At 67.4% G+C, this 21517-nt stretch carries 21 protein-coding genes; 11 read left to right on the forward strand and 10 right to left on the reverse strand.

Annotated elements, in window-relative coordinates; all coding sequences use genetic code 11:
* Positions 1-3 precede the first annotated feature (3 nt).
* From ACPCXD_RS19635 to ACPCXD_RS19645, 3 genes are all read right to left on the reverse strand, one after another.
* Entirely contained in the window at positions 4-858 is an 855-nt protein-coding gene (locus ACPCXD_RS19635) for an MlaE family ABC transporter permease (protein WP_016696352.1), read from the reverse strand.
* On the reverse strand, positions 855-1667 hold the full coding sequence (locus ACPCXD_RS19640) for an MlaE family ABC transporter permease (RefSeq protein ID WP_016696353.1): 813 nt from the start codon (positions 1665-1667) through the stop codon (positions 855-857). Before ACPCXD_RS19640 ends, ACPCXD_RS19635 begins: the two co-directional genes overlap by 4 nt.
* A gap of 169 nt (positions 1668-1836) precedes the next feature.
* Entirely contained in the window at positions 1837-2061 is a 225-nt protein-coding gene (locus tag ACPCXD_RS19645) for a hypothetical protein (RefSeq protein WP_016696354.1), read from the reverse strand.
* 324 nt (positions 2062-2385) lie between these two features.
* On the opposite strand from ACPCXD_RS19645, the gene ACPCXD_RS19650 reads away from it, so the two are divergent.
* The 3 genes from ACPCXD_RS19650 to ACPCXD_RS19660 all read left to right on the forward strand — a co-directional run bounded on the left by ACPCXD_RS19650 (position 2386) and on the right by ACPCXD_RS19660 (position 5476).
* On the forward strand, positions 2386-3669 hold the full coding sequence (locus ACPCXD_RS19650; RefSeq protein WP_172414979.1) for a TetR/AcrR family transcriptional regulator: 1284 nt from the start codon (positions 2386-2388) through the stop codon (positions 3667-3669).
* 213 nt (positions 3670-3882) lie between these two features.
* Positions 3883-4872, forward strand: a complete 990-nt coding sequence (locus ACPCXD_RS19655) for an NAD(P)H-dependent flavin oxidoreductase (protein WP_423660881.1) — start codon at positions 3883-3885, stop codon at positions 4870-4872.
* 19 nt (positions 4873-4891) lie between these two features.
* Positions 4892-5476: a PadR family transcriptional regulator gene (locus ACPCXD_RS19660; protein ID WP_423660883.1), complete on the forward strand. Its 585-nt coding sequence runs from the start codon at positions 4892-4894 to the stop codon at positions 5474-5476.
* Between the two features lie 124 nt (positions 5477-5600).
* Here ACPCXD_RS19660 and ACPCXD_RS19665 read toward each other — a convergent pair whose 3' ends face one another.
* Together ACPCXD_RS19665 and ACPCXD_RS19670 are read right to left on the reverse strand one after the other, a co-directional pair.
* Entirely contained in the window at positions 5601-7859 is a 2259-nt protein-coding gene (locus ACPCXD_RS19665) for an NADP-dependent isocitrate dehydrogenase (protein WP_423660885.1), read from the reverse strand.
* A 562-nt stretch (positions 7860-8421) separates the two neighbouring features.
* Positions 8422-8871, reverse strand: coding sequence for a cupin domain-containing protein (locus tag ACPCXD_RS19670; protein ID WP_026061701.1), 450 nt, complete (start codon positions 8869-8871; stop codon positions 8422-8424).
* Positions 8872-9019: 148 nt separating this feature from the next.
* On the opposite strand from ACPCXD_RS19670, the gene ACPCXD_RS19675 reads away from it, so the two are divergent.
* Positions 9020-9820, forward strand: a complete 801-nt coding sequence (locus tag ACPCXD_RS19675) for a HugZ family pyridoxamine 5'-phosphate oxidase (protein WP_016694803.1) — start codon at positions 9020-9022, stop codon at positions 9818-9820.
* A gap of 6 nt (positions 9821-9826) precedes the next feature.
* Here ACPCXD_RS19675 and ACPCXD_RS19680 read toward each other — a convergent pair whose 3' ends face one another.
* A complete protein-coding gene (locus tag ACPCXD_RS19680; protein ID WP_423660887.1) occupies positions 9827-10732 on the reverse strand; it encodes a macrolide 2'-phosphotransferase in 906 nt (301 codons plus the stop codon).
* A gap of 152 nt (positions 10733-10884) precedes the next feature.
* On the opposite strand from ACPCXD_RS19680, the gene ACPCXD_RS19685 reads away from it, so the two are divergent.
* Both ACPCXD_RS19685 and ACPCXD_RS19690 read left to right on the forward strand, forming a co-directional pair.
* The gene (locus ACPCXD_RS19685) at positions 10885-11655 is read left to right on the forward strand and encodes an 8-oxoguanine DNA glycosylase OGG fold protein (protein WP_423660889.1); all 771 of its coding nucleotides are present in this window, start codon (positions 10885-10887) and stop codon (positions 11653-11655) included.
* Positions 11656-11719: 64 nt separating this feature from the next.
* Positions 11720-13126, forward strand: a complete 1407-nt coding sequence (locus tag ACPCXD_RS19690) for a cytochrome P450 (protein WP_423660891.1) — start codon at positions 11720-11722, stop codon at positions 13124-13126.
* On the opposite strand, the gene ACPCXD_RS19695 is transcribed toward ACPCXD_RS19690, so the two are convergent.
* Positions 13100-13453, reverse strand: a complete 354-nt coding sequence (locus tag ACPCXD_RS19695; protein ID WP_095092022.1) for a DUF6191 domain-containing protein — start codon at positions 13451-13453, stop codon at positions 13100-13102. The two genes, ACPCXD_RS19690 and ACPCXD_RS19695, sit on opposite strands and share 27 nt — an antisense overlap.
* A 180-nt stretch (positions 13454-13633) precedes the next feature.
* On the opposite strand from ACPCXD_RS19695, the gene gvpJ reads away from it, so the two are divergent.
* Genes gvpJ through ACPCXD_RS19710 form a run of 3 tightly spaced genes read left to right on the forward strand, consistent with a single transcriptional unit; the run spans position 13634 to position 14932 of the window.
* Positions 13634-14050 carry a gas vesicle protein GvpJ gene (gene gvpJ / locus ACPCXD_RS19700; RefSeq protein WP_088898610.1) on the forward strand — a complete coding sequence of 139 codons (417 nt, stop codon included), beginning with the start codon at positions 13634-13636 and terminating at the stop codon, positions 14048-14050.
* A gap of 22 nt (positions 14051-14072) precedes the next feature.
* On the forward strand, positions 14073-14696 hold the full coding sequence (locus tag ACPCXD_RS19705) for a maleylpyruvate isomerase N-terminal domain-containing protein (protein WP_172414980.1): 624 nt from the start codon (positions 14073-14075) through the stop codon (positions 14694-14696).
* Between the two features lie 32 nt (positions 14697-14728).
* Complete coding sequence (locus tag ACPCXD_RS19710; protein WP_016694796.1) at positions 14729-14932, forward strand: zinc-ribbon domain-containing protein; 204 nt, start codon at positions 14729-14731, stop codon at positions 14930-14932.
* 6 nt (positions 14933-14938) lie between these two features.
* Here ACPCXD_RS19710 and ACPCXD_RS19715 read toward each other — a convergent pair whose 3' ends face one another.
* On the reverse strand, positions 14939-15745 hold the full coding sequence (locus ACPCXD_RS19715) for a crotonase/enoyl-CoA hydratase family protein (protein ID WP_088898611.1): 807 nt from the start codon (positions 15743-15745) through the stop codon (positions 14939-14941).
* A gap of 216 nt (positions 15746-15961) precedes the next feature.
* Between ACPCXD_RS19715 and ACPCXD_RS19720 the strand changes: the two genes are divergently transcribed.
* Positions 15962-17431 carry a DUF7159 family protein gene (locus ACPCXD_RS19720; RefSeq protein WP_423660895.1) on the forward strand — a complete coding sequence of 490 codons (1470 nt, stop codon included), beginning with the start codon at positions 15962-15964 and terminating at the stop codon, positions 17429-17431.
* 4 nt (positions 17432-17435) lie between these two features.
* Here ACPCXD_RS19720 and ACPCXD_RS19725 read toward each other — a convergent pair whose 3' ends face one another.
* Positions 17436-18047 carry a hypothetical protein gene (locus tag ACPCXD_RS19725; RefSeq protein WP_261379886.1) on the reverse strand — a complete coding sequence of 204 codons (612 nt, stop codon included), beginning with the start codon at positions 18045-18047 and terminating at the stop codon, positions 17436-17438.
* A 166-nt stretch (positions 18048-18213) separates the two neighbouring features.
* Between ACPCXD_RS19725 and ACPCXD_RS19730 the strand changes: the two genes are divergently transcribed.
* Complete coding sequence (locus ACPCXD_RS19730) at positions 18214-20874, forward strand: helix-turn-helix transcriptional regulator (protein ID WP_423660897.1); 2661 nt, start codon at positions 18214-18216, stop codon at positions 20872-20874.
* Between the two features lie 13 nt (positions 20875-20887).
* Here the strand turns inward: ACPCXD_RS19730 and ACPCXD_RS19735 are convergent, their stop codons facing one another.
* A complete protein-coding gene (locus ACPCXD_RS19735) occupies positions 20888-21436 on the reverse strand; it encodes a DinB family protein (RefSeq protein WP_172414981.1) in 549 nt (182 codons plus the stop codon).
* Positions 21437-21517 lie beyond the last annotated feature (81 nt).

Here is a 21517-nt window from a genome sequence, read left to right on the forward strand (position 1 = left end):
GAATCACACCCCCATACCAGGAATTTCGGGAACCAGTCCCCACAGCGCGAAGGTCAGCAGCACGTCGAGCACACCGATGGACAGGATCGCCGTGCGCAGAGCCCGGCCCGCGGCGGCACCGACGCCTGCGGGACCACCCGAGGCGTAGTAGCCGTAGGCGCAGTGCACCAGGCTGACGACCATCGCGAAGACCATGGCCTTGATGCCCGAATACAGCAGGTCCTGCGGGGTGAGCACGAGGTGGAAGAAGTAGTCGTAGGTGCCGGCGGACGCGCCGTTGAACACCACCACGACCAGCCGGGTGGACAGGTAGCTGGCCAGCAGTCCGATCATGTAGATCGGGATGACACACACCATCGCGGCGATGGTGCGGGTGGCGGCCAGGAACGGGATCGACTTGATGGCCATCGAGTCGAGCGCGTCGATCTCGTCGGAGATGCGCATTGCCCCGATCTGGGCGGTGAAGCCGACGCCCACCTTCGCCGACAGGGCGATGGCGACGACGACCGGCGCCAGCTCGCGGGTGTTGGCCACCGCGGAGAGCATGCCCGACATCGTGGTCATCCCGACGAGTTCGAGGCCGCGCTGGGTCTCGACGCCGAGCATCATGGCCGCGGCGAGCGACATCGCGAAGACGATGCCGATCGTGCCACCACCGGAGAGCAGTGACTGGGTACCGAAGCTGACCTCGCTGATCTGCGCGATGACGTGCTTGCGGAATCGGGTGAGCGCGTACGGGATCGACGCAATGGTGCGGCAGTAGAAGGTGACGTGCATCCCGAGCGTCGCGAGATTGTCGCCGGTCTGCCGGATCGGCTGCGCCAGCCGGGTGGCCTGCAATCGGACATCGGTGCTCATCGGAACTCACCCACTGCCGGGACGATCACCGTGTACAGCGCCGACAGAGCGGTGTTGACGATGAAGACGAGCGCGAAGGCGATGACGACGGCTTCGTTCACCGCGTCGGCCACCCCGCGCGGGCCGCCCTTGGTGTGCAACCCCTTGAACGTGGCGACCAGCGCCGCGAGCAGGCCGAACACCGCGGACTTCACGAGGGCCATGACGAAATCGGCCGGTCGGCCGTACTCGGCGAAGGTCGCCATGAACGTGCCGGCCGGCAGATGCTGCACGTAGATGTGGTAGAGCCAGCATGCGGCGACACCACCGACCGTGACCATCGAGCACAGCGCCAACGAGACGATGACCGCTCCGACGAGCCGGGGGGCGACGAGGCGCTCGAGGATGTCGAGACCCATCACCTCCATCGCGTCGATCTCCTCGCGGATCTTGCGGGACCCGAGATCGGTGCAGATGGCGGAGCCGGCGACGCCGGCGAGCATGAGCGCGCAGACCAGGGCCGAGGCCTGGCCGACGATGATGAACGCGACGACGGCACCCGAGTAGCCGCCGGCTCCGATGCGGCCGGCGAGTTCGCCGACGGACACGGCGATGAACACCCCCACCGGGACCATGAGCAGCAGGGACGGCCCGGTACAGACCCTCCCAATGAAGAGTGTCTGAGTGACCGTCTCGTGCAACGAAAGTCGCCGTCTGAGCACCGCGGCCGCGAGGACCACGAGCGATTGGACGGCGAAGCCGATGAGATAGCCACCTTCCGTCGCGACGTCCCTGATGGGACCACGCGAGTTCGGCAACTCGTAGGTCATCTACCGGTTCCCTTCATCGAACCCCCCTGGATGTCGGCGCCGGAAACCGCCCGTCGGCGCCGAGTGGAACTGTCCGGCCGGTGGCGGAGCGCGTCACGGTCCGAGCGCGTGAAGTGTGCCACACCCGTCCTGTGCCGGACAAGAGCTAAGTGAACAACCATTCCGACGTTCATGTCATGCACACGTCGGAGAAGATGAGGACCGGCCAGCACACGATCGATCCGAGGAACGAGATCACCAGATCCGCCCCGTCCATGGCACCGAGATGTGAGGTGTGGGTGAGGGTCCAGATCACCCCGACCAGGCCGTACGGGATTGCGACGAGGATGACGAGTCCGATGAACTCGGCGACGGTCATCTCGTAGGACAGGATCCTGCGGGCGATGGCAAGCATGGCAGAGCCCTCCTCGATGGATGGAAGAACGAGCGGAGAACGACGGTCCCGGCCCGGGCCGGATCAGGATCGATCGAACCGGTCCGCCGGCACGACCGCCGGGGAGGTTATCAGGAACATCCGGAATTTGTGAACGGCCATTCCGAAGGTCTCCGAAGACCCGATCGACGTCGCGCGGACATCGTTTGGACGGCCCCGATGGCAACAAGGAACCGGCCGCTCGGATGGATCGATGCCCCGTCGGTGTGTACGCTGCTCGCAGAACGGGTCGAGATTTTCCCCGACGGAGCGACACCGATCCTCCGCGAACGACATCCAGAATCAGTGAGGCGAACACGCGTGGTCGGCAAGACGTCCCCCGACACCGGACGACGAACCCGCCCGAAGGATCGTCGTGCGCGAATCGCCGCCGCAGCTGCCGTCGCCTTCGCCGAGCGCGGCTACCACGGTGTGAGCGTCGAGGACATCGCGACGGAGGTCGGTGTCACGAAGTCCGCGCTCTACCGGCACTTTCCGGGCAAGTACGCCCTGTTCCTGAATTCGGCGCTCATGCTGATCGATTCGCTCGAGGGCGCCCTCGATTCCGTGCCCGACGACCCCGCGCGCGATCCACGGGAGACCCTCCGTGCCCAGATGTCCGCGATCATCGCGGTGACGATCGAGCAGCGTCGGTCGGCCGGGATCTACCGATGGGAGCGCAGATATCTCCGGAAGGAGGACCGCCCCGCCATCCGCGAACGCTCCTGGGCGGTCAATGCCCGCATCCGTCGCCCACTGCAGCAGATCCGGCCGGATCTGTCCGACGAGGACGCGTTCGTGCTCGTCGCGGCCATGCTCAGCACCATCGGCAGCATCACCGTGCACAATCTGACGCTGCCTCCGCGGTACATGGAACAACTACTGCTCGATGCGTGCACCGCGCTCGCCGAGACCCGCTTCTCCCCCGCTCCCGCCGCGCCCGAGCGAGTCGCCGCCGCGGATCGCCCGGGCCAGGACAACATGCGGGAAAACCTGCTGCGTTCGGCGGTCGGGCTGTTCCACCAACGGGGCTACAACGAGGTCGCGGTCGAGGACATCGCTGCCACGGTCGGCCTCCCCGCCTCCGGGATCTACCGTTATTTCGTGTCGAAGTCCGACATCCTCGCTGCGGCCTTCCACCGAGCGGCCGACCGGCTCGAGACAGCCGTGGCCGCCGGGACGGCCGCAGCGTCCGATCCGGAGGACGCGTTGCGATCGCTGGTCTCGATCTACGTCGACCTGTCGTTCTCCCAGCGGGAACTGATGTCGGTGTACTTCGCCGAGCTCGTCAACGTTCCGGACGCCTCGCGCGCCGATCTGCGGCTGCGTCAGCGCGCCAATGTGGAGCAGTGGTCGTCCTACCTGCAGGCGATCTGCGACGGTCTGTCCGCCGCGGATGCCCGCTTCCTCATGTACGCCGCGATCAACCTGGTGCCGGATCTCGGGGTCCTGCTGGGCACGTCCGCGGCACAGCAGCAAGCGGAGAACATCCACCGGTGCATGCTCGCGGTGCTGCTGAGCCGGTCCGGTCAGCGCCTCGGCCACGGCGAGGACGCCCCGTGCACGCCGACGATCGGGTCCGCGCACTGAGCGATCACGCTCAATACGCACTGAGTGGTGCCGCTCGTTGCACACTGCGCGAGATCACCCGCTGACGCCCGTAGTGCCACTGGGTGCACACAGCTGTGATCCCCGAAAACCCTCTGTTCCAAGCTAGGTGACGTCGACCCATTGTTTTTTGCACCTTGTTGCACATAGTCTGGCGGCAGAGGGACCCCTCCGGAGACGAAGAAGGAACACATCATGACGCTGCCACCGATCCTGTCCGGCCCGCTGAGCGTGCCCCTGGTCGCTTCCCCGATGTTCATCGCGTCAGGGCCGGAACTGGTGTCCGCCCAGTGCCAGGCCGGAGTCGTCGGGTCGTTCCCGGCACTCAACGCCCGTCCCCAGTCGATGCTCGTCGACTGGCTGCAGCAGATCACCGAGAGCAACGCCGACTACGCGGCGCGCCACCCCGAGGAGTACGTCGCGCCGTTCGCCGTCAACCAGATCGTGCACCGCTCCAACGAGCGACTCGAGCAGGACCTCGAGGTGATCGTCGAGCATCGGGTCCCCATTGTGATCACCTCGCTCGGTGCCCGCGAGGAGGTCAACGAGGCTGTTCACTCCTACGGCGGCATCGTCCTCCACGACGTGATCTCGAACGAGTTCGCGCACAAGGCGATCGACAAGGGCGCGGACGGCATCGTCGCCGTCGCCGCGGGCGCAGGCGGCCACGCCGGGACGCAGTCACCGTTCGCATTGATCCAAGAGATCCGCCGGTGGTTCGACGGCCCCCTGCTGCTGTCCGGATCCATCGCCCACGGCCGCTCGATCCTCGCTGCCCAGGCCGCCGGCGCCGACCTCGCCTACGCCGGCACGGCCTTCCTCGCCACCGAGGAGGCCCGCAGCGCCGACGACTACAAGAACATGATCGTCGACAGCACCGCCAAGGACATCGTCTACAGCAACCTGTTCACCGGCGTGCACGGCAACTACCTGCGGGGAAGCATCGTCGCCGCCGGACTCGACCCCGACGACCTCCCCGAATCCGATCCGTCCGCCATGAACTTCGGGTCCGGTGGCACCACCGACGCCAAGGCTTGGCGCGACATCTGGGGCGCCGGCCAGGGCCTCGGCGCGATCGAGTCCGTCGTCCCCGCCCGCGAGCTCGTCCAACGACTTCGCGACGAATACGAGCAGGCGTGGACGTCCCTCGAACGACGCCGAGTCGCCATGATCGACGCCGGATAGCGTGACCTAGGCTGACGCGGTGTCTCTCAGGTTCGCCATCCTCACCGCACTGGTCGAGCGCGACAGCACCGGACTGGAACTGGCGCGGCGCTTCGACCGGTCGATCGGGTACTTCTGGCCCGCGACCCACCAGCAGATCTACCGCGAACTGGACCGGATGCGGGCGGGCGACCTGATCCGCGAAGTCCCGACGGACGGAAAACCCGGTCGCGGTCAGCCCCGACGTTTCACCATCACACCCGATGGTCGCCGACTGCTGCGCGGCTGGATCTCCGAGATCGAGGATCCGGACGTAGTGCGCTCCGGTGTCTCCGTGCGCCTGCGCGCGGCCGCGGCGCTCGACGATCCCGACTCCGCGCGTCCCGCGCTGGAACATCAACGCGCATACCGCGCGGCGATGCTCGAGCAATATCGCGCCATCGAGCAACGCGACTTCGCCGAGGCTCGGGGCGACGCGCGGAGCACCCTGCAGCATCTCGTGCTCCGCCTCGGCATCCTCCTCGAAGAGACCTGGCTGACCTGGCTGGACGAGGCGCTCGACACGATCGACCGGCTCGACTCGACACCGGATTCCTCCGCCGACCGCAGCGGAACGGTCCCGTAGACCGGAACACGAGAACCGGGCCGAGACCTCCCTCTGCCCGTGCATTCTCGGGACTGCTCGACGACCCGCGCGGTCACACCGGTCGAGGAGCGGCGGCTTGTCTACACGGATGCAGGTCTACCTGTCACGGTGCGTTTCCGGCCTCAGGGTCGACTGCCGTCAGCGCGGTGGTCAAGGTCCGACTCGGCCGCATCACGGCCACCGTCTTGTCCCTGTCCGGCCGGTAGTAGCCGCCGATGTCGACCGGCGCGCCCTGCACTTCGTTCAGCTCCCGCACGATCGTGTCCTCGTCCCTGGCCAGCGCCTCGGCCAGCGGGGCGAACTGTTCTGCGAGTTCCGGGTCCTCGGTCTGCGCGGCAAGTTCCTGTGCCCAGTACATCGCGAGGTAGAACTGGCTGCCCCGGTTGTCGAGCTCGCCGGCCTTGCGCGACGGGCTCTTGTTCGTCTCCAGCAGCTTGCCGGTCGCTGCATCGAGCGCGTTCGCCACGATCTTGGCGCGCTCGTTGCCGGTCTTGATGCCGAGATCCTCCAGGCTCACGGCCAACGCCAGGAACTCACCGAGCGAATCCCAGCGCAGGTGGTTCTCCTCCACCAACTGCTTGACGTGCTTGGGCGCCGACCCGCCGGCACCCGTCTCGTAGAGGCCACCGCCCGCCATCAGCGGCACGATCGACAGCATCTTGGCGCTCGTCCCGAGTTCGAGGATGGGGAACAGGTCGGTGAGGTAGTCGCGCAGGATGTTGCCGGTCGCGGCGATGGTGTCCATCCCGCGGATCAGCCGCTCCAGCGTGTACCGCATCGAGCGCACCTGCGACATGATGTGGATGTCGAGGCCCTCGGTGTCATGATCCTGCAGGTACAGTTCGACCTTCTTGATCAACTCGTTCTCGTGGGGGCGGTACGGGTCGAGCCAGAACAGGACCGGCATACCGGAGTTGCGTGCCCGGGTGACCGCGAGCTTGACCCAGTCGCGGATCGGCGCGTCCTTGACGGTGCACATGCGCCAGATGTCACCCGCCTCGACGTGCTGGGTGAGCAGCACCTCACCGGTCTCGACATCGACGAAGTTGGCCTCGCCCTCCTCCGGAACTTCGAAGGTCTTGTCGTGCGAGCCGTACTCCTCGGCCTTCTGCGCCATGAGACCGACGTTGGGAACGGTACCCATGGTCGTCGGGTCGAACGCGCCGTTGGTCTTACAGAAGTTGATGATCTCCTGGTAGATGCGCGCGAAAGTGGACTCCGGCATGACCGCCTTGACGTCCTTGGGTCGTCCGTCGGCGCCGTACATCTTGCCGCCCGAGCGAATCATTGCGGGCATCGAGGCATCCACGATGACATCGCTGGGGGAATGGAAGTTGGAGATGCCGCGGGCGGAATCGACCATGGCCAATTCGGGACGGTGCTCATGGCAGTTGTGCAGGTCCTGCTTGATTTCGTCGCGCTGCGTGCTGGGGAGCGGCTCGATCTTGTCGTACAGGTCGCCGAGACCGTTGTTGACGTTGACGCCCAGTTCGTCGAACAGCTTCTGATGCTTGGCGAAGGCGTCCTTGTAGAAGGTCTTCACCGCATGGCCGAAGACGATGGGGTGCGAGACCTTCATCATCGTCGCCTTGACGTGGAGGGAGAACATCACGCCCGTCTTGCGCGCATCCTCCATCTGCTCCTCGTAGAACTCGAGCAACGCCTTCTTGCTCATGAACATGCTGTCCATGATGTCGCCCTCACCGAGCTCCACCTCGGGCTTGAGGACGATCGTCTCGCCACCCTCGGTCACCAGCTCCATCCGGACCTTGCGCGCCCGGTCCAGCGTCATCGACTTCTCGCCGTGGTAGAAGTCGCCGTGCCGCATGTGCGCGACGTGGCTGCGCGAGGCCATCGACCACTCGCCCATGCTGTGCGGGTGCTTACGGGCGTACTCCTTCACCGCCCGGGGTGCGCGCCGATCGGAGTTGCCCTCACGCAGGACAGGGTTGACCGCACTGCCGAGAATCTTGCCGTAGCGCTCCCGGATGGCACGCTCTTCGTCCGTCTTCGGGGCGTCCGGGAAATCCGGGACCTGGTAGCCCTTGCTCTGCAGTTCCTTGATGGCAGCCAGGAGCTGCGGTACGGACGCACTGATGTTGGGCAGTTTGATGATGTTGGTCTCGGGCAGTTGCGTCAGACGACCCAGCTCGGCCAGGTTGTCCGGGACGCGCTGCTCTTCCGTGAGGTGCTCGGGGAACTCGGCCAGGATCCGCGCAGGCACCGAGATGTCGCTGGTCTCGACCTCGATGCCCGCGGCCCCAGCGAAGGTACGCACGATCGGCAGGAAGGCGTAGGTCGCAAGCAACGGCGCCTCGTCGGTCAACGTATAGATAATGGTCGACTGCTTGTCGGCGCTCATTCTTGTCTCGACTCCCTACGTCGGTTCGGTCCGCCTCACGAAATGCTCCGCGTGCGGGATTGCATCGGGTATCAGGCTACGTGCGAGAACTCGAGAACGATATTTACTCGCCGGTAACTCGAACTCCGCCGACAGGCTTCGACGGCCCGACGGGCGCCCGACCGTCGACCCCATGTCTGCTCGCGACCGACAACGCCGCAGTCCGGCGCGCCACCGATTCGATGGCCCCTCGACCTGTCGTGACGCGGGTGCGATCAGCGCACAGCATCGCCGTCAGGAAAGAAGTCTTCGCAAGCAGTGGGAAGACTGCTGTCACAAGCGATCCCGATGTCGAACCGGAATTCGATCCCTCGGCCGTCCGATCGCGGTCGAACGCCGACGCCTGCAGATGCTGTCGTCAGGGACGATCGTTCCGTCGAGATTCGTCGATCGTCGCTCTGCGGGGAGACGACCGCGGACCCTAGAGGGAGCCGCACGCCTGCGTCCCGATGAAAAACTTCACATTTCTCGCCGACGACTCGACTCGAGCTGTTACCGGCAGGAGCCCGCCACTGCTCCGACATCAATCGCAGGCGGGCGCCGGAACATCCTCGAACAGCGGCGACCCGATCGGCACGAGGTACACCACGTCGAGGATCACCGGCTCCGCGCCGAGATTCCGGCCCACGTGCAGGTGGTCCCGACCCGAGGGTTCGTTGATGAAATCACCGGTCTCGAACACGACAGGCTCGCAGTCTCCTTCGGGATGCGTCAACGTGCCGGCCCGCACGATGCCGAGCACGGGACCATCGTGATAGTGCCAACCGGTGCTACCGCCCGGTTCGATGGTGATCTCCCGGGCCACGGCGTGCACACCGTCCGGTACGAACGGCAGCAGTCGCGGTGGCACCTCGATGTCCACCCGAGTGACTCCTGAGATGCCCTCGCTCGGGGTGGCGTGCGCCCACCCGGGCACCGCCATCGTTGCTGCACATGCCGTCGCCGCGAGTACACCCTGCACGGAGCGCTTCATGCGCACGGACGCTACCGCCTACACGACACTGCTGCAGGACAACTCGTGCACTCGATGAACCCGTCCTCTGCTTGCCGCTCCGCCGCGGCCCATCATGCCCATCCATGACGGCTCGCTCGGAAGCCGGCGTGTCGGTAGCGTCTCGTGAATGACGAACTCGGATCACGGAGACCCCGGCGACGCTCCCACCGTGCCGCCGCCGTTGGCGGAGATCGTCAACGCGACCCGACCCACTGCCGCCGAGGAAGCGCGGACGGTCGCGGCGTCGACGAACACCGGCACTCTCGCGACCCTCACGAAGGAAGGAGACCCTTGGGCCTCCTTCGTGACGTACGGACTGGTCGGCGGCTCACCGGTGTTGTGCGTGTCGCACATGGCAGAGCACGGCCGCAATCTTGCGCGCGACCCACGCGCGAGCATCGCGATCGTCGCGCCCGACCCGCAGTCCGACCCGCTCGCCGGCACCCGCATCACTCTCGCCGGGTACGTCGAGCGTCCCGAAGGTGAGGAACTGGCCGCCGCGCGCGAAGCACACCTGGCAGCTGTCCCTGCGGCCCGCGTGTACATCGATTTCAGCGACTTCACGCTCTGGGTTCTTCGGGTTCAGCGCGTGCGCTGGGTCGGTGGGTACGGACGGATGGATTCGGCCACCGCCGAGGACTATGCCGAAGCGTTGCCGGATCCTGTGACCCCGTCGGCGGCTCGTGCGATCGCGCATCTCAACGACGATCACGCCGACGCGCTGCTGGCGATGGCCCGGAAGCTCGGCGGGTTCCCGGATGCGACAGCGGCAACCTGTGTCGGAGCCGACCGATACGGCCTCGACCTCGATGTCACCACGCCGCGTGGGCGAGCCATGACGCGCGCCGGCTATCTGTCGCCGCTCGACTCCGCCGACGAATTGCGCGCAGCAACAGTCGCTCTGGCTCGCGCGGCGCAATCACCGTAAGCATGGTCAGTGCTGTGGATCGAGCATCGCTGCTGCCGTGGCAAGGTCGGATTCCTTCTCGGTGATCAGCGCGAACAATGCGTACCCGACGGGGGCCGCGTTCCAGAGGTGCTCGACCTGGGCAGCCAGACCGTCGTGGACACGTCCACCCGCGTCGATATAGGCAGCGAGGGTGACCCGGAGCATCTCCTCCCCCGCTGCCCCGTACTGGATCACGAAGTCCCGCGCGGGATCGTCCACGCGAGCCGTCGTCCAGTCCAGAACACCGGTGACGACACCGTCCTCGTCGAGCAGGACATGCGCGGGATAGATCTCACCGTGTGTCATGACCGTGCGGTCGGGCCAGCAACTGTCGTCGTCGAGCCACGCCTCCCACCCCTCGGCGAGGGCGGGTGCGACGGTGAACGCGTCGCGTACCCGCGCGATGTCGTCCCGCCAGGCCTGGCGTGCCCGGTCGGGCGTGCGCACTTCGACACCGGCCACACCTGCTCGTTCCACGTCGATCGAGTGCAGGCGTGCGAGAAGACGTCCCAGCCGCTCCGCATAGCGGGCGTCGGCAGGGTCCATGTGCCAGACGGGTTCACCGGCGTCGTTCAGGGTCAGTCCCGGGGCGCCCGGCAGAGCGCGGTAGGCAATGAGGTCGGGCCTGTGGATCTCCCAGCGTGGCACCGCAATGCCTTCCTCGGCGAGGACGGGCCCGACCAGATCGAGGATGCGCAATTCGTCGGCCGTCTTCGCCGAGACGTCGGGCCGGCGCGGGATGCGCAGGACCCACCGTCGGCCGGTGTCGTCGGAGGCGAGGACGACACGGTAGTCGAGTCCCGCCTCGTTCACCGTCACGTCGTCGGCCGACAGGTGCAGGTCGTGCCGAGCGGCGAGCGAGAGGGCGTCGGTGACGTCGAAGGAGCTCATGCGGTTCACGCTCTCATCGCCACATCGTTCCGGTCCACCGATTTCCTCGGACGGTCGTGGCGGCTCACGTGCCGTTACAGGCGGAGAACAGGTCGGCCCCACGCGCGTGTCCTGCCCCGGAATCGCCGGTCACTCGTGGCAATGTCCACAGAATGCATCCGTACGACCAGGGGTTCGAGCCTCCGCAAGCATGCTCCGAGTGGTGTCGGGCGCGCTCGTTCGACCTGCAGGTGCTCGACGAGGGCGTCACCGTCGACCTGAAATGGTGGAACAGCCATCTCGAACGTGCCGGGCACGAGATCCGCCTCCGGGGACGGAATCTCGACGGACGGATCATCGACGACGGTGACGCGATCGTCCAACGCAACGACCTCCGATCGGACAGTGAACTGTTCGAAGCCGACCACGCCGGTCTGGGACTGTTGTTCCTGTGCGCGGCCTGGCGCAGCGCGCATCCGCGACGACGCGGCGCCCGACGTTTTCCGGACGTCCGCGACGCACACGCTCCGAAGGACCGGGACCGGTTCACCAAGATCAAGGGAGTCCTCGACTACTGCGCGAAGACCAAGTCGCTGCCCGACACCGCGCGGCAGACCTGGTCCGGATGGCCGGACACTCCCGGCGTCGGCGTACCGCTCCTGGCGACCTATCTGTGGGCGGTCGAGGTGCGGACCGAGGCGGGCCCGGCACAACTTCTCGATCAGCACGCGGTGTCGACACTCATCCACGAAGGGTGGCTCGAGGATCCGTCGGTCGCCGACTTCACGCTGCGGCGCTATCATCGGTACGTCGAACTCCTCAACATGTGGGCGTCGTTGATTGCCACGCGTCCGGAGATGGTCGAGATGTGGCTCGTCGACCGTTGGCACGCCCGTATCTGTGAAGCCCGGGACGGGTCGCACGCGACTCCGCGATTGTTCTGATCGACCCGGGCGTCGCGATGAGGCCGCCCGAATCGTCCCGTCGGGGCTGATGCACACTCGCAGGATGGGGTCACCGACTACGACGAGCATCACCAGGACGACCGGCGCACAGCCGATTCCACAGCCGCGATGGAGACTTCCGCTGGTGGGTGATCTGCTCAGTATCGATGTGGCCAAACCGGTTCAGCGTGAGATGCAGATGGCTCAGGAACTAGGTGGAATCTTCGAACGCAAGATCCTCCGGCACCGATTGATCGTGGTCTCCGGCGCCGAGCTGGTGCGCGAGGTCAACGACGAGGAGAAGTGGGCGAAGTTCCTCGGCAAGCCGCTGCGCAAGCTTCGTGTCATCGCCGGCGACGGGCTGTTCACCGCGTTCAACTCCGAACCGAACTGGAGCAAGGCCCACAACATCCTCGGCCCGGGATTCGGCCAGGCCGCGATGCGCGGCTATCACGACTCGATGCTCACGGTCGTCGACCGGCTGGTCGACAGCTGGGACGCCGCCGCGGCCGGCGGCGAGTATGTGGACGTGCCGAAGAGCATGACGTCGCTCACCTTCGACGTCATCGGCCGGTGCGGCTTCAGCTACGACTTCGACTCGTTCGGCCGCACCGAACCGGATCCGTTCATCGCGGCGATGAGCCGGGCGCTCGAGTACATCAACCGCTCGTCGAACGACATCCCGATCCTGCGCGCCCTGTTCGGCCGCAGCGCCCGTGAGCAGCACGAACGCGACATCGCGCTGATGCAGGAGACGGTCGATCGCATCGTAGAGGAGCGGATGCGCTCCGGTGAGCAGCACGGCGATCTGCTGGACCTGATGATGCACACCGCCGATCCCGACACCGGTGAGCAGCTCGATCGCGAATCGATCCGCAATCAGGTGCTGACCTTCCTGGTCGCGGGCAACGAGACCACCGCGGCCACTCTGGGGTTCGCGGTCCACTTCCTGAGCCGACATCCCGAGGTGGTGGCGAAGGCGCGGGCCGAGATCGCCCAGGTCGTCGGTACCGACGGCCGGATCGGGTATGAGCAGGTCGCCAAGCTGCGGTATGTGCGGCGAGTGGTGGACGAGACGCTGCGATTGTGGCCGGCCGCCCCGGGCTATTTCCGCAAGGTGCGCGGTGAGACCACCCTCGGGGGTCGTGTCCTGCCGGAAGGTTCGTGGGTGTTCGTGCTGCTGCCGCAGCTGCACCGCGACCCGCTGTGGGGCGACGACCCCGAGCGGTTCGACCCGGACCGGTTCGAACCCGAGGCCGTGCGCAAACGGCCGGCGCACATCTTCAAACCGTGGGGCACCGGCATCCGCGCGTGCATCGGTCGGCAGTTCGCGCTGCACGAAGCGGTGCTCACGCTCGCATCGCTGATCCGGCGGTACGACTTCGCTCCGGAACCCGGCTACGAACTCGACGTCCACGAGGCAATCACGTTGAAGCCTCGTGGCCTACGCGTGAGGCTCTCCCGCCTCTGAATCGTCGCGTCGCTCCTCGCGCACGGCGGACGGTGGCCGGGTCGTCGACAGACGCACCCGGCCACTGTCGAGATCGACCCATTCGTCGTCCCCGACGGCGATGTCGATCCGGCCGTTCTTCTTGCTCGCGATCTCCTCGATCGTGTGTCTCCGACCGGGCGAGAAGAGTTCGTCCATCACCCCGAGGACGCTGCCTCCGGCGTCACCTCCCCGACCGTTCCGGCGCTTGCGCCAGTACACCCACCCTCGCCGTTCGGCCCACAGTCCTACCCGGTCGATCACGACGAAGACGGCGATCACGGTCACCGCGACCAGCAGAGCTCCCACCGGCAGTCCCTTCTCCTGCAACCATGATGCCTTCGCGGTCCTGGTCGCGCCGCCGGGAAGGCGTCATGATGGAGAAGTGACGCCCGCGTCGCCCGGAGACTTCGTCCTCCTCGCCCGGATCCACTCGTGTGATCCGGAATCGCTGTGCGCCAATTCCGTTCACGCACGAGGAGCAGCACCATGACATCGATCGAACCCGCAGGCGGCGGGGGCGGCGGAACGATGGCCCGACCGAATTCGTCCGGGTTGGCGGACGTCATCGACACCATCCTGGACAAGGGTCTCGTCATCGACGCGTTCGTACGCGTCTCTCTCGTCGGCATCGAGATCGTGACCATCGACGCCCGCATCGTGGTCGCAAGCGTCGATACCTACCTGCGGTTCGCCCAGGCCGTCGACAGACTCGAGATCTCCCAGACCCAGCCGAAAGGTGTGCCCGAGATCGTCGGCGACGTCAGCGGCAAGGCCGTGGAGAGCGCCGCCAAGTACAAGACCCACAGCGCCCTCGACTCCGCGGCCGAGAAGGTGCTCGGGTTCTTCGACGACGTGGCGGAGAAGCGACAGGAAGCTCCGCGACGCAAGAGGAAGCAGCGATGAATATCCGAACTGGGGAGGTGTTGTGGCGGACTTCGAACAGGACCGAGCGCTGATGATCCGGCTGTGGCGCATGTGGGGTTCTCGCGCCGCCGAACTGTCCGACGAGCAGTGGACGACCGAAACTCGGCTACCGGGATGGACGGTCCGGGACGTCTACGTGCACATCACGCCGGACGTGATGATCGAGATGCTCGCCGCGCCGTCGGCAGACGGTGAGGCGAAGGTGACCAGCGCCGCGGAGATGCTCCGGATGCTCAACACCGATCCGGCCGAGGCCGAAACGAGGCACGAGCGGATGGCCGAGACGGTGCGCCGACTGGCAGCCGATGTCGAGCGCACGGCAGTCGCGACCCGCTTCGAATCCGACTTCCCCGCCGCCTTCGACCGGATCACCGGATTGAGCCGTGCGTCCGTGATCGCACACCCGTTCCTGGAGTCGGTCGCGCTCGGCGCGTTCCTCGACATGGCGATCCTGGAGACCACCATCCACTGGCTCGACGTGATCGACGCGGTCGGCGGACCACGGCCCGAGTCGATGGCCCTCGAACGGACACGGGACGTCCTTGCCGCGGTGCCCGATCCGCTCACCTTCGTCGAGGCGGCGTCGGGTCGCGCCGATCCGATGATCCTTCCCGTCATGCACTGAAGGACCACGCGTCGTCGCTCTATGCTCGGACGATGTTCCTTCTCTTCGGCTTCGGCACCAAGCGACAGAACCTCGGTCCGGGGCAGAACCGGACGTGTCCGCGCTGCCACAACACCACGCAGTGGCTCCGGATCCGGGAGTCCAAGCAGTTCACGCTGTTCTTCGTGCCGGTCGCGCGGTGGGGCCGCCGACAGTTGGAGCAGTGCGGGATCTGCGGGACCGCCGTGGAGATCTGAGTCCGGTCAGTCGGGATCGGCGAAGGCAGGAGCACGCTCGGTCATCCCCGCCGTGACCGCCTCGATCTGATTGGGCGACCCCATCAGCTCGACCTGCAGCGTGCTCTCGAGCATCAGCGCGGACTCCGGATCGGAGCCGGTCCACGTCTCCTCGTACAGGCGCTTGGCCGCCTGCACGGCGTGCGGCGACTTGCCGGCGATCTCGTGGGCCAGTTCCTGCGCCGCGGCGAGCGGGTCGTTCGAGACATGAGTGACGAGACCGAGTGCGTCGGCCTCGGTGCCGGTGAGGATGCGCCCCGTGAAGGTGAGTTCCTTCGCCACATCGAGGCCCACGAGTCGCGGCAGGCTCTGGGTGATCCCCATGTCGGGGACGAGGCCCCACTTGACCTCCATGATCGACAGCCGCGCGTCGGGCGTCGCGAACCGGATGTCGGCGCCGAGCGCGATCTGCAGGCCGCCGCCGAAGCAGTTGCCGGTGATCGCGGCGATCACCGGGGCCGGGACGCGGGACCAACCGTAGGCCACGCGTTGGGCGTGGTTGGCGATGTGCCCGTCCGCGCGGGCGAGCAGATCCCGCGGGCCACTGCCGTCACGGTTACCGAGACCGGTGATGTCGAGGCCGGAGCAGAAGCTCTTGCCGGCGCCGTGGAGCACGACGGCGCGTACCGTGCGGTCGGTCGCGAGCTGCTCGGTGGCATCGACGATCGCATCGAACATCGCCGGGTCGAGCGCGTTGTGCTTCTCGGCGCGGTCCAAGGTCACGGTTGCGACACCGAACTCGTCGATCTCGATCCGCACTCTCTGCTCGCTCATCCGCCGAACCTCCTCGAGAACTGGTGGGGATCGGGACGTCCGGAGAATCCTGCCCGCGATCGCGAAGCCGACTGTACAGCAAGGATTTCGCCGCCGACGGTGAACATGCGAGAGGCCGCGACGAACGTCCTCGGCTGCCGTTCGGAGACGCGCCGCCATCCGGGCACCGCCCGCCTCCGGCGTGCAGACCGTGACCGAACCGTTATAGTCGGCGGCATGACTACAGTTCTCGGTGTCTCGGTCGGTGCCAGCGCGGTGCGCTTTGCGCGACGTGACACCGGGAGCCTCGACAGCCCCGTCTTCGGATCCCGCTCGATGCCCGCCCTGCTCGACCGGCCGGCCGAGCTGGCCGCGGAGTCCATCGAGACGATGCTCGCCGAGACCGACGAGATCGAGCAGGTGCGCGCCATCGGCGTCGCCTACCAGAACGAGACGCAGGCCGATTTCGTCCAGGGCGCGATGAGCCGCCTGGACATCGACAACTTCCGGCTCGTCCCGGAAGTGACCGCGGCGCTCGAAATGCTGGAAACCACAGGAGAGCTCGGCGATCACGAGACGCTCGTGTTCTACGACCTCGGCAGCTCGGGCCTCACCGTCACGGTTGTCGACCGGGGTACCCGCATCGCGTTGAGCACGGCACGCTCGGAGGGGATCAGCGGCGACCTCGTCGACCGCCTGATCTACGACCACCACGTCGACCTGCAGCGTTTCGCCGAGCCGGCCGACATGGCGGCACAGCGGGCCCTCACCGCCCGGTGCCGCGACGCGAAGGAGCAGCTGTCCTCGAAGGATGCGGTGTGCATGCCCGGCGAGGGTGGTCTGCTGCTGCTCTCGCAGGACAGCTTCGATTCGCTCATCGACGGACCTGTGAAGGCCTCGGCCCGCCTCGCCCTCGACGTGATCCGCCGTTCGGGACGCACTCCCGACGCCGCGGTGCTCATCGGGGGCGGAGCGAACATTCCGCTGGTCACCGCCGTGATGGAATCGTGGCTCGATATTCCGGTGATCGTGCCCCCGCAGCCCGAACTGGTGGCGGCGGAAGGCGCGGCGCTCCTCGCCCGCCCGGACACCGCGAAGGTCGCCGAGACGGCGGAGTTCGCGGCGCCGCTCGAGCTCACCGAGACGGCACAGTTCGCTCCGCAGCCGGTCGCGCCGGACGCGCCGACCGAGAGCTTCGCTGCCGCCGACATTCGGCAGGAGACCGAGACGCCCGCGCAGCCGCGGAACCGTCGACGCCTCCTGCTCGCCGGTGGTGCCGTCGTCGTCGCAGCGGCGATCGGCCTCGGTATCGACCTGCTCCAGAGTTCCGGTCGCGATCCGCAGCCGACCGCCACACAGCAGGAGATGCAGGAGCCACCGGCGCAACCGGCAGCGGAGCCCCGGTCCACGACCACCACGGACGCTTCGACCGTGCCGGAAACCGTCCCGGCGGTGTCGGACGAGCAGTCGACGGTCACCGATCGCAGCGAGACCCGCACCACCTCCCGGCCACCGACGACGGCGGAGACCTCCACGCAGATCCCCACCACCGGGGCACAGGACGACGCGGCGGCCGACACCTCGGTGCCGTCACTCGAACCGGAGCCGGCCCCGATGGTCCCCGGCCTCCCCCAGTTCGAGCTGCCGACGCTGCCGCCGCCCCCGCAGATCCAGCTCCCGCAGCTGCCCCGCATCCCCGGGCTCTGATCGGTCAGCCGCAGACCGCCGGGGTGCGACGCGAACTCGTCGGTTCCGGATGAGGCAGCAGTCGCTGCCACCACCGGGTCACCCGCGGACTCGCAATCGGTCGCGCGACACGGAACCGGTTCGTCCCGGGTCCGGTGCGCATCGGCGGCGCCGCCGTCACGGCCTGTTCTCTCGACGCCGAGTGCACGCGTTCGTCGTGGCACCAATCGACCACCACCGACCGCGCTCCGCTGCGGATGATCAGCGACCGCACGGGTCCGTCCACGAAGACCTCCCGATCGACGTGATGGGGGCCGGGGCGCCCGGGCTCCGGGGCGGTGGCGACGCCCAACAGGATCTCGGGTTCGGTGGACGGCCGGCTCGCCTCGACCAGCAGACGCTCCTCGTCGACCTCGCGGACGGTGACGTCGCTGTGTCCCGAGACGTCGCCCACCAGCAACGCCACGTAGTCGGTCTCGCTCTCCGAATCGCGAATGGCCAGCAATCGGGCCTTTCGGGAGCCGCAGCGCAGTGACTCGTCGAGCTCCGGTGTCACCGTGCGCGCGTCCGCTGCAGCGCTCAGGTCGATCCGTCTCGACGTCCAGCTGAAGAACGGCTCCGACGATGTCGTGGTCATCACCAGCTCCTTCGGCCGTTTTCCGTTCGCTTGCTCCGACGACTCCATCGTGGTCGCCGAGAGTGGGGACGTCGCGCGTAGTGGAGTACTCGATCTGCGGTCGCCCGCGGGAGGTGAAATCTCCAACCCGGAGATATCCGCACTTCGCGGATCTACGATCGTGTGCATGGATCAGCGCTGGCCACTGATTCAGCGGCGGGGGGAACTGGAAATCATTGTCGCGGCCCTGACGGACCACGACCGAGGCGGTGTGGTCCTCACCGGAGATCCCGGAGTCGGGAAGACCACCCTGGCCCGTATGGCCACCGACTCGCTGTCCGCCCCGGTGCGCTGGATCGCGGGAACGGAATCCGCTCGGAGCATCCCTCTGGGTGCCTTCGCGCACCTCATCGAAGCTCCCCCTGCCAGCGACCCCGTCGCCTTCCTCGCCGCTGCACGACAGGCCCTGCTGGGCGAACACGGCTCCGATCGCGCACGGCTCGTCCTCGGGGTCGACGACGCCCACCTGCTCGATCCACTCTCGGCCACCTTCCTCCATCAGCTCGCCCTCGATCACGCGGTCCACACGGTCGCTACGGTCCGCAACGGCGAAGTCGTGCCCGACGCCGTCACCTCCCTGTGGAAGGACGGCCATCTCATCCGCCTGGAGCTGTCACCGTTCACCCGGCAGCAGTGCATCGATCTCATCGAGACCGTGCTCGGTGGACCCCTGGAGGAGTTGAGCGCCGACCTGATCTGGAAGGCTTCGGGTGGGAACGCGCTGTTCGTCCACCACCTCGTGGTCGGGACCCGTGAGGCCGGCACGCTCCGCCGGGTGGGGAACGTGTGGCAGCTCCGGGGCGGCACCGCCGTCACCTCCGAGCTCGCCTCACTCCTCGAACATCGCATCGACCACCTCACGCCCGAGGTGTTGCAGGCCCTGCAGCTGTTGGCGTTCTGCGAACCGCTCGACCTCGAGATCCTCTGCGGTCTCGCCGGTGACGACGCGGTCGAGGAAGCCGAACGACGTGGATTGATCGACGTCGTCGACGACAACCGCAACTATCGCGTCCGCTACACCCATCCCCTCTTCGGTGAGGTCGTGCGCCGCCGCGTGGGCCGGGTCGCGGGTCGCAGGATCCGGGGGCAGCTTGTCGAGGCGCTGGGTTCACGCGTCCAGCGAGGCCCGGCCGACCGGATCCGTCTGGCCGAGCTCTCCTTGGACAGCAGCCGGTCCGTCGACCCCGAACTGCTCGAGACCGCGGCTCACGATGCGATCGCCCTGGGCGACGCACCGCTCGCCGAACGTCTCGCACGCGCGGCGTTCGATGCCACGGGGACGTTCTCGGCCGCCGATCTCCTCGCCCGCGCACTGGTGTGGCTGGGTGGAATCAGTGAGGCGGAGTCCGTGCTCGCCTCGTTCGATCCCCGCACCCTCGACGAGAGCGAGCTCGTGCGATGGGGCGCGACCCGCATCTCCAATCTGTTCTGGGGGATGGGTAACGCCGCCGAGGCCCAGCAGGTGCTCGCGACCCTCCGCGAATTGGTGACGCGGCCCCACCTGGGGTCGGTGGTCGACGCGATCGACTGCGGATGCGCGGTGTACGAAGGGCGTCCCCGCGATGCACTCACCCTCGCCCATCGCGTCCTCGCCACCGAAACCGCGCTCCCCTGGGCCGTCGAGTGGGCGTTCTTCGGCGGCGGACTGGCCCTCGCGGTGATGGGACGTGGTCACGAGGTCCCAGCCATGGCGGCGCGCTGCGCAGCAGTCGCCGATCAGGTCGACGGCCTGCTGCGTTATCCCGCCGGACTGGGCGAGGTCCTCGCACTGCTCCTCACCGGGAGCCTCGACGAGGCCGAGCGTCGGGCCGAGACCTATCGGGAGAGCGCGATGCGTGGTCCCGCCGACGCCCACGGGACCGTCACGTCGATAGGCCAGTATCTCGCGTGGGGGCTGGCGAACATCCTGCTCGGCGTCGTCGACACCGCGCGCGGGCGGTTCGTGCACGCCGTGCACCGCCTCGAACAGGCCGTCGCCGCGCTCCAGGTGGACGACCGGGCTGCCACCGTCTCCTGGAACGTGCCGGCGTACCTCGCCCTCACACACGGCTACGCCGTACTCGGGCGTGTCAACGACGCGGATGCCGCTCTGGCCCAGGCGACCTCGCGCAGCGGCCTGCACGTCGCCGTCTTCGAGCCGCAACTCCGGATCGCAGAGGCATGGCTCGCCGCGGCGCGCGGCGAGACCACGAACGCGATCACCTCGGCCCGAGAGGCGGCGCAGATCGCGGCACGGCACGATCAGTTCGCCGTCGAGGCGATCGCCCTGCACACCGCCACCCGGTTCGGGGATCGCACCACCGCGGAACGACTCTCGGCACTGACCGAGCAGTGCGACGGACGTCTCGTCGCCGCCATGGCGGCCCACGCCACCGCTTCCGCGGAGGCGGACGGCCGGGGACTGACCGCGGCCGCGGAGACCTTCGAGGCGCTCGGGGCCCTCGCCGACGCCGCCGATGCCCACGCCCTGGCCGCCCTCGCCTACCGCGACCACGGCGACACCCGACGATCCGTCGAAGCCGCCGCCGCGGCCGCGGCACTGGCCGCGCGATGCGATCACGCCTCGTCGCCGGCGCTGGACGAGGCGGCTCGCCCGCTCCCCCTGACCAGCCGGGAACGGGAGGTCGCCGCGATGGTCACCGCCGGGCTGTCCAACCGGCAGATCGCCGACCGGCTCGTGGTGTCGGTCCGCACCGTCGAGGGGCACATCTACCGGGCGTGCACCAAACTCGACGTCTCCGACCGCACGGAGCTCGCCGAGTTGATGCGCGACACCGGCCGGCGCTAGCGCGACCTCCGGTTCACCCCATCGACTTCGATCCGTCGAGGGATTCGCGGATGATGTCGGCGTGGCCGGCGTGCTGCGTCGTCTCGGCGACGATGTGCAGCAGCGCGCGACGCACCGACCAGGCGTCCTCGGTGTTCCACGGTGCCTTGGGAAGTTCGTGGACGACGTCCAGCGACGGCAGCGTGCGTACCAGCTCGTCGGTCCGGGCGGCGACCTCGTCGTAGGCGCGCAGCGCTCCTTCGAGGGTCTCACCGGGCTGCAGCTGGAAGACCTTGTCGTGTTCGGCGAAATCCTCTTCGGTCCACTCGGTGAAATCCTTCTCCATGTAGTCGGCTCCGACCACGAGGAAATCCGCCCATCCCCGCTCGACCTCGGTGACGTGCTTGATGAGTCCGCCGATCGTCAAGGCACTCACCGTCGTTCGTTGCGACGCCTGTTCGGTGGTGAGATCGCGGGCCGTGAACCGCAGGAAGTGCCGCGCGTGGGCGAGGCCCGACAGCAGATCGCGGCGTTCCTGGTCGAGGGTCGGGGTGGCGTTCCGGGTGGTGGTGGTCTCGGTCATCGGGTGCTCCTCGTCGTCGTGATCCGGCAAGAACTACGCTACGAGCCATTGGTGCCAGTTCCTGTCACTTATAGGTCCGCA

Source organism: Rhodococcus sp. AB351 (assembly GCF_049538275.1).
Classification (GTDB): Bacteria; Actinomycetota; Actinomycetes; order Mycobacteriales; family Mycobacteriaceae; genus Rhodococcus.

Excerpts from the sequence above, each read along its gene's own strand:
- ACPCXD_RS19680 (WP_423660887.1), bottom strand. The coding sequence starts at position 10,732 with ATGAGCTCCTTCGACGTCACCGACGCCCTCTCGCTCGCCGCTCGGCAC.
- ACPCXD_RS19735 (WP_172414981.1), bottom strand. The coding sequence starts at position 21,436 with ATGACCGAGACCACCACCACCCGGAACGCCACCCCGACCCTCGACCAG.
- ACPCXD_RS19725 (WP_261379886.1), bottom strand. The coding sequence starts at position 18,047 with ATGACCACGACATCGTCGGAGCCGTTCTTCAGCTGGACGTCGAGACGG.
- ACPCXD_RS19690 (WP_423660891.1), top strand. The coding sequence starts at position 11,720 with ATGGGGTCACCGACTACGACGAGCATCACCAGGACGACCGGCGCACAG.
- ACPCXD_RS19670 (WP_026061701.1), bottom strand. The coding sequence starts at position 8,871 with ATGAAGCGCTCCGTGCAGGGTGTACTCGCGGCGACGGCATGTGCAGCA.
- ACPCXD_RS19675 (WP_016694803.1), top strand. The coding sequence starts at position 9,020 with ATGACGAACTCGGATCACGGAGACCCCGGCGACGCTCCCACCGTGCCG.
- ACPCXD_RS19685 (WP_423660889.1), top strand. The coding sequence starts at position 10,885 with ATGCATCCGTACGACCAGGGGTTCGAGCCTCCGCAAGCATGCTCCGAG.
- ACPCXD_RS19710 (WP_016694796.1), top strand. The coding sequence starts at position 14,729 with ATGTTCCTTCTCTTCGGCTTCGGCACCAAGCGACAGAACCTCGGTCCG.
- ACPCXD_RS19640 (WP_016696353.1), bottom strand. The coding sequence starts at position 1,667 with ATGACCTACGAGTTGCCGAACTCGCGTGGTCCCATCAGGGACGTCGCG.
- ACPCXD_RS19655 (WP_423660881.1), top strand. The coding sequence starts at position 3,883 with ATGACGCTGCCACCGATCCTGTCCGGCCCGCTGAGCGTGCCCCTGGTC.
- ACPCXD_RS19715 (WP_088898611.1), bottom strand. The coding sequence starts at position 15,745 with ATGAGCGAGCAGAGAGTGCGGATCGAGATCGACGAGTTCGGTGTCGCA.
- ACPCXD_RS19635 (WP_016696352.1), bottom strand. The coding sequence starts at position 858 with ATGAGCACCGATGTCCGATTGCAGGCCACCCGGCTGGCGCAGCCGATC.
- gvpJ (WP_088898610.1), top strand. The coding sequence starts at position 13,634 with ATGACATCGATCGAACCCGCAGGCGGCGGGGGCGGCGGAACGATGGCC.
- ACPCXD_RS19665 (WP_423660885.1), bottom strand. The coding sequence starts at position 7,859 with ATGAGCGCCGACAAGCAGTCGACCATTATCTATACGTTGACCGACGAG.
- ACPCXD_RS19720 (WP_423660895.1), top strand. The coding sequence starts at position 15,962 with ATGACTACAGTTCTCGGTGTCTCGGTCGGTGCCAGCGCGGTGCGCTTT.
- ACPCXD_RS19645 (WP_016696354.1), bottom strand. The coding sequence starts at position 2,061 with ATGCTTGCCATCGCCCGCAGGATCCTGTCCTACGAGATGACCGTCGCC.
- ACPCXD_RS19730 (WP_423660897.1), top strand. The coding sequence starts at position 18,214 with ATGGATCAGCGCTGGCCACTGATTCAGCGGCGGGGGGAACTGGAAATC.